The following is a 6,477-nucleotide window of genomic DNA, read 5'->3' on the forward strand; positions in this document are numbered from 1 at the left end:
CCGCTTGCCCCCGGACAGCAGATCGCGCGCGTAACGGTCGAACGGAGCGAGGTCCGGACTGATCGCTGCGAGCCGTTCCCGTTGGTCGTCCAGCGCTCGATCGATCCGCGCCGACACGAGGTCCACTAATCGCGTACTCTCAGCCACACTCCCTACCCTAGTGGAGCGGTCGAGTCGTAGACTCGGTCCACCTCAACCACGCGTCGATCCCAGGAACAGAGGGAACACAGATGCCACTCTCGGAGCAAGAGCAGCGACTCCTCGAAGAGATGGAGCGGAGCCTCTACCAGAATGACTCCGACTTCGTCGCGCGCGTCACGCGTCGCCAGGGTCGTCCGACCTACACGTCGATCACGCTCGGGGTGCTCGGCGCCCTCGCGGGTGTCGCGATCGTCATCGTCGGGTTGGTCATGCGCCAGCCGCTCATCGGGATCCTCGGCTTCGTCGTGATGCTGGCCGGAGTCCTCTTCGCGCTGCGTCCCGGCATGCGAGCGCCCAAGGCGAAGACGCCTCGGGCCGGCAAGCCGTCGTCGGGCGGGTCCGCTCGGCCGAGCCAGGGTGGCGGCGGGTCCTTCATGGACCGCATGAACGAGCGCTGGGACAAGCGGAACGACAACCAGGGCTAGGCGCCCTCCACACTCCTCCACGGGGTCGGTCCTTCGGGGCCGACCCCGTTGTCGTGCGCCCGGGCGCCCCGCGCCCCGCGCCCCGCGAGTCCGGGCCCCCGCGCCCCGCGAGCGGGCGAGTCCGCGACCCGCGAGCGGGCGAAATACGTCCCGCTCGGCGGCCCTGAGCGGCCGAATCCGCCCGCTCGGCGGGCAACGCGCGGCGTGTCCTGCCCGCTCGGCGGGTGATCGTGCGCGGCTGTCGGACGGGAGGTGCGGGTCGGCCTCGCACCGCGCCTCCCGTCCCCGATGGGTGCAGCTGTACCCCGCGCTCCCGCGAGTGGGCGATGTCCGTCCCGCTCGGCGAGCTTGGGCGGCCGATTCCGCCCGCTCGCTGGGGAGCGCGCGGCGTGTCCGGCCCGCTCGGCGGGGAGCGCGCGGCGCGTCCCGCCCGCTCGGCGGGGAGCGCGCGGCGTGTCCTGCCCGCTCGGCGGGGAGCGCGCGGCGCGTCCCGCCCGCTGGGCGGATGATCGTGCGCTGCTGCGGACGGGAGGCGCGGGTCGGCCCCGCACCGCGCCTCCCGGCCCCGACGGGTGCTGCTGTACTCGCGCCCCCGCGAGCGGGCGATGTCCGTCCCGCTCGGCGAGCCTGGGCGGCCGATTCCGCCCGCTCGGCAGCGAGCGCGCGGCGTGTTCCGCCCGCTCGGGAACTGGGCAGCCCGCGCGTGAGGTCGAGCGCGAGCGGACCGGTCGTCGGGCGGGCTGGTCTCGCAAAGTGACGGCGGGGCGGGCATGCGCGCGCCGGCGCGCGGGCCCTGGTCGCGAGAAGTGTCGCCGGGAGCGGCCGGCGGCGGCACGTCGTGCGACCCGGGCGATCGACGGACGGCACGTCGTGCGACCCGGGCGATCGACGGACGGCACGTCGTGCGACCCGGGCGATCGGCGGACGGCGCGTCGTGCGACCAGCGCGGCGACGGAGTCGACCCGCCGCCCGGGTCCCGCCGTCCTGGCTGCGGCGACCGCCCGCCGGGACGGCCCTGCCGGGGGCGCCTCGGCACGCCGCCGTCGTGCCTACGGAGCTGCGAAAGTCCTCCACTTCCCTCCACACGCTCCACTCCGCTCCACAGCCCCGCCGTTCCGCGGCAGTACGGGCCGGAATTGCCCGATTGACGACGAGATCCGCCCCCAGAACGGGGCTGACGGGCGACTTCGGGAATGAAATCCGCCCCGTGGGGAGGGGAGTGGAGTAAAGTGGGGCACACAACGGTCCGGTGGAGCGGAGGGGAGGCCCGACGTGCTGCTCGGTACCCATGCCCCGAAGCTCGACGAGAAGGGTCGCGTGATCCTCCCCGCCAAGTTCCGGGACGAACTGTCCGGGGGTCTCGTGATGACCCGCGGGCAGGAGCGCTGCGTCGTCGTCTTCAGCGCGGACACGTTCGAGCAGCTGCACGAGCGGATCCGCACCGCACCGATGACCTCGAAGCGCACCCGGGACTACATGCGCCTGTTCCTCTCCGGAGCGAGCGCGGAACAGCCCGACAAGCAGAACCGCGTCACCATCCCGCAGAACCTCCGCGAGTACGCGGGGCTCGAGCGGGACCTGACGGTCATCGGCTCCGGTGACCGCGCCGAGATCTGGTCGACCCCCGCGTGGGAGGCCTACTACGCCGAAGTCGAAGAGGGCTTCGCCGACAACGACGAGGAGGTGATCCCGGGGATCTTCTGATCCGTGGATCGGGACTCCCAGCCGTGCATCCCTGACACCCCTTCCCCGGTGTCAGGTCGCATGGATGGGGATCCGGACCCGCGGCCCGGAGGACGAGGGGCTGCACATGGCCGAGGACGAGACCAACACACCGCGCTTCCCGCACACCCCGGTGATGCTCGAGCGCATCGTCGACCTCTTCACGCCCGCGCTCGAGGGGCCGGGCAAGGTCGTGGTCGACGCGACGCTCGGCATGGGCGGCCACTCCGAGGGGCTCCTCGAGCGGTTCCCGGAGCTGACGCTCATCGGCCTCGACCGCGACACCGACGCGCTCGGCATCGCGGGGGACCGGCTCGCCCGGTTCGGTGACCGCGTCCGCCTGGTGCACACCGTCTACGACGGCATCGTCGAGGCGATCGAGGGCGAGGGCTTCGAGCAGGTCGACGGCGTGCTGTTCGACCTCGGTGTCAGCTCGCTGCAGCTCGACCGTGCCGAACGCGGCTTCGCGTACAGCCAGGACGCACCGCTCGACATGCGGATGGACCGGACCGAGGGGCAGACCGCGGCCGACGTCCTCGCCACCTACGACGAGGGCGAGCTGCGCCGGATCTTCCAGCGCTACGGCGAGGAGAAGCTCGCCGGACGCTACGCCCGCGCCATCGTCGAGCGACGCGCCAGCGCCCCGTTCGAGATGTCCGGCGACCTGGTCCAGGTCCTGCACGACGCGACCCCGGTGGCGATCCAGCGACAGGGACACCCGGCGAAGCGGGTGTTCCAGGCGCTCCGCATCGAGGTCAACGCCGAGCTGAGCGTCCTCGAGCGGGCGATCCCGGCGGCCCTCGACTCCATCGCGGTCGGCGGCCGGATCGTCGTCGAGTCGTACCAGTCGCTCGAGGACCGGATCGTCAAGCGGGCACTCACCGCACGGACGAAGTCGAGCGCACCCGCCGGCCTGCCGGTCGAACTGCCCGAACACCGGCCGACGTACGAACTGGTCGTCAAGGGCGCCGAGCTGGCCGACGAGGCCGAACGCGCCGCCAACCCACGAGCAACCCCCGTGCGCCTGCGCGCGGCCGAGCGGATCCGGAAGTGACATGAGCACGAACCTCGCACTCGTCGACCCCGCCGTCGTCCCGTCCCGCGCCCCGCGTCCGACGCGACAGAACCGGCCGGAGCTCGTCGAGGTCACCCCGACCAAGGCCCAGCGCCGGGCACGCCCCCGCATCGCCTACGCCGTGGTGGCGGTGGTCGCCCTCGGCATCCTGCTCCTCGCGCAGCTCGGCATCAGCATGGTGCTGAGCCAGGGCGCGTACACGCTCAACTCCCTGAGCGCCGAGCAGACGAACCTGTCCCGCACCCAGCAGTCGCTGTCCGAGGAGCTGCGGGTGCTCGACTCGCCGCAGAACCTCGCCCGCAACGCCCAGGCGCTCGGGATGATCGCGAACTCGACGCCGGTGTACCTCGACCCGAAGACCGGTCGTGTCTACGGCACGCCGACCCCGGCGGTCGCCGACCCGGCCACCGCGGCGACGTCGAACCAGGTGCCGAACTCGCTGCTCGCCGACGTGCCGCTGGCCGCGAAGCCGGGTGACACCTCGACGAGCAAGGAGAGCGGGGCCAGCTCGACGAGCACGGACAGCGGAGCCGGCTCGACGAGCAAGGACGCTGGTGCCGCCACGGACAGCACCGCCGCCGACGCTGGGAAGACCACAGGCGCCAGCGCGTCGGCCGGGGCTTCGTCCACCGCCGACGTAGAGTCCGACCCGAACCAGCTCCAGGCCCCCTCCACCCGGTGACCTGCGGGTCGGGACAACCTGCCGCACCACCCGGGAAGGACCGCACCGCGTGACGAAGACGATCCGCAACCGTCGACTGCGCTACAGCGTCGTGATGATCGCCGTGATCGCCCTCGTGGCGGTCTTCGTGGTCCGCCTCGTCGACATCCAGGTGGTCCAGGCCGCCTCGCTCAACGAGCTGTCGAAGGAGAAGCGGAGCATCCCGGTCACGATCTACGGGACCCGCGGGTCGATCGTCGACCGCAACGGGACCGAGCTCGCCGACAGCGTCACCCGCTACAACATCACGACGGCCCCGCGCCTGGTGAAGAAGTTCGAGGGCAAGCTCGGCGGGACCCGCGTGAAGGACGTCACGGTCGACCAGGCGCTCACGGCGCTGGCGAAGGCCTCGGGCGGCGACGTGGCGACCATGCAGAAGAGCATCGCGGCGAACCCGCGGTCCGACTTCGCCTACCTCGTCAAGGGCCTCGACGTGAAGCACTACGAGGCGGTGACCGCGCTCGGCATCCCGTGGATCTACAAGGAGCAGCAGGCGTCGCGGGTGTACCCGACGGCGGCCACGACGGGCAACATCACCGGCTTCATGGGCACCGACGGTGCACAGGCCGGGCTCGAGTACGCCTACGACAAGTGCCTGGCGGGGTCGAACGGCTCCGAGACCTACGAGCGCGGTTCCGACGGCGTCCAGCTCCCCGGGAGCACCGTGACGACCAAGGAGGCCAAGGACGGCGGCACGGTCGAGACCACGATCGACAGCGACCTGCAGTACATGGCCAACCAGACCATCGCGTCCGCCGCGAAGTCGCTGCAGGCCGAGTCCGCCACGGCGACGGTCACCAGCGTGAAGACGGGGGAGATCCTCGCGGTCGCGGACTACCCGACCGTCGACCCGAACGACGTCGACGCCACCACGGACAAGGGTGCGTTCGGATCGCGGGCGCTCACGGCGACGTACGAACCGGGCTCCACGATCAAGGCCGCGATCGCGGCGGCACTCATCGACCAGGGCAAGTCGAGCCCGACCGACCGAGCGGTCGTGCCGTACTCGCGCTCGTTCCCCTGGGGCGGGTCGATCCACGACTCCGAGTTCCACCAGACCGAGAACCTGACGCTCACGGGCATCCTGCAGAACTCGTCGAACGTCGGCATCACCGAGCTCGGTGAGCGCCTGACCGCCCAGCAGCGGTACGACTACATGAAGAAGTTCGGCCTGTTCGAGCCCGAGTCGGCGATCGACTACCCGGGGCAGCCGTCGATGGACTACGGCTCGAGCCCGGAGTGGGACCAGCAGACGAACATCAACTCGATGTTCGGGCAGGGCATCTCGACGACCGCGATCCAGGTCGCGAGCATCTTCCAGACCCTCGCGAACGACGGTGTCCGGATCCCGCTGCACTTCGTGAAGGGTTGCGAGACCGCCGACGGCACCATGATCGACGCGCCCGACGTGCAGCCGACGCGTGTCGTGTCCGCGAACGCCGCGACGCAGGTCACGGACATGCTGCAGAGCGTGGTCACGGGTGGCACCCTCGTCGGCATGAAGCCGATCTCCGGCTACAACATCGCCGCGAAGACGGGCACCGCCGAGGTGGCCGAGGGGTCCAAGGGCTACGGCGGACAGCGCATCACGTCGGTGGCCGGAATGGCACCCGCCGAGGACCCCCAGTATGTTGTCACGGTGACGTTCACGAAGCCGCAGACCAACAAGTGGTCCAGCGGAGCGGCTCCGGCGTTCCGAACTCTCATGTCCCAGGTGCTCGAGAAGTACCGAGTAGCCCCCTCCACGACGCCGGCGAAGACCTACCCGACCACGTGGTGAGGAAGAAGGAGCACTTGTCCGCACGGATCCCCCCGGTCCTCCGACCCGAACACCCGACCCCGAGGGCCGTGGCCGAACTCGCGAACGCGTTCGGTCTGCGTGTCGTCGGCTCGGTCGACGCCGTCGAGACGACCGGTGTCACCCTGAGCGCCGCCGAGGTGCAGCCGGGTGACCTCTTCGTCGGCGTGCACGGTGCGAACCGCCACGGCGCGGAGTTCTCCGCCGAGGCCGCCGAGCGCGGTGCGGTGGCCGTCCTGACCGACGACGCCGGCGTGGAGCACGCCCAGGCGGCCGGTCTCCCCGTGCTCGTCGTGGACGACCCCCGTGCGGCCCTCGGCGACGTCTCGGCGTGGGTCTACCGCACCCACCCGGACGAGGCCACCGACCTGCCGCAGCTGTTTCGCCGTCACCGGCACGAACGGCAAGACGAGCACGTCCTACATCCTCGAGGGGATCCTCAAGCAGCTCGGTCTCGTCACCGGCCTGAGCTCGACCGCCGAGCGCCACATCGGCACCCTCAGCGTCACGAGCCGGCTCACCACGCCGAAGCGAG

General features: G+C 71.2%; 6 protein-coding genes and 1 pseudogene. All 7 read left to right on the forward strand.

Annotation, left to right across the window (positions count from 1 at the left end):
• Window positions 1-230: 230 nt before the first annotated feature.
• Window positions 231-626, forward strand: coding sequence for a DUF3040 domain-containing protein (locus tag I5E_RS08990; RefSeq protein WP_022906683.1), 396 nt, complete (start codon window positions 231-233; stop codon window positions 624-626).
• Window positions 627-1,898: 1,272 nt separating this feature from the next.
• Window positions 1,899-2,330 carry a division/cell wall cluster transcriptional repressor MraZ gene (mraZ, locus tag I5E_RS08995; protein ID WP_022906684.1) on the forward strand — a complete coding sequence of 144 codons (432 nt, stop codon included), beginning with the start codon at window positions 1,899-1,901 and terminating at the stop codon, window positions 2,328-2,330.
• Window positions 2,331-2,394: 64 nt separating this feature from the next.
• Complete coding sequence (gene rsmH, locus I5E_RS09000) at window positions 2,395-3,402, forward strand: 16S rRNA (cytosine(1402)-N(4))-methyltransferase RsmH (RefSeq protein ID WP_022906685.1); 1,008 nt, start codon at window positions 2,395-2,397, stop codon at window positions 3,400-3,402.
• 1 nt (window position 3,403) lies between these two features.
• Complete coding sequence (locus I5E_RS21495) at window positions 3,404-4,105, forward strand: hypothetical protein (RefSeq protein ID WP_022906686.1); 702 nt, start codon at window positions 3,404-3,406, stop codon at window positions 4,103-4,105.
• 49 nt (window positions 4,106-4,154) lie between these two features.
• Complete coding sequence (locus tag I5E_RS09010) at window positions 4,155-5,924, forward strand: peptidoglycan D,D-transpeptidase FtsI family protein (protein ID WP_022906687.1); 1,770 nt, start codon at window positions 4,155-4,157, stop codon at window positions 5,922-5,924.
• Between the two features lie 185 nt (window positions 5,925-6,109).
• A pseudogene (locus I5E_RS26320) lies at window positions 6,110-6,211 on the forward strand (hypothetical protein); the annotation flags it as partial.
• Between the two features lie 37 nt (window positions 6,212-6,248).
• Window positions 6,249-6,477, forward strand: a 229-nt coding sequence (locus tag I5E_RS26325) for a Mur ligase family protein (RefSeq protein ID WP_261974883.1), incomplete at its 3' end; no start/stop codon positions are given.

This window comes from Curtobacterium sp. B18, from assembly GCF_000333375.1.
GTDB lineage: Bacteria > Actinomycetota > Actinomycetes > Actinomycetales > Microbacteriaceae > Curtobacterium.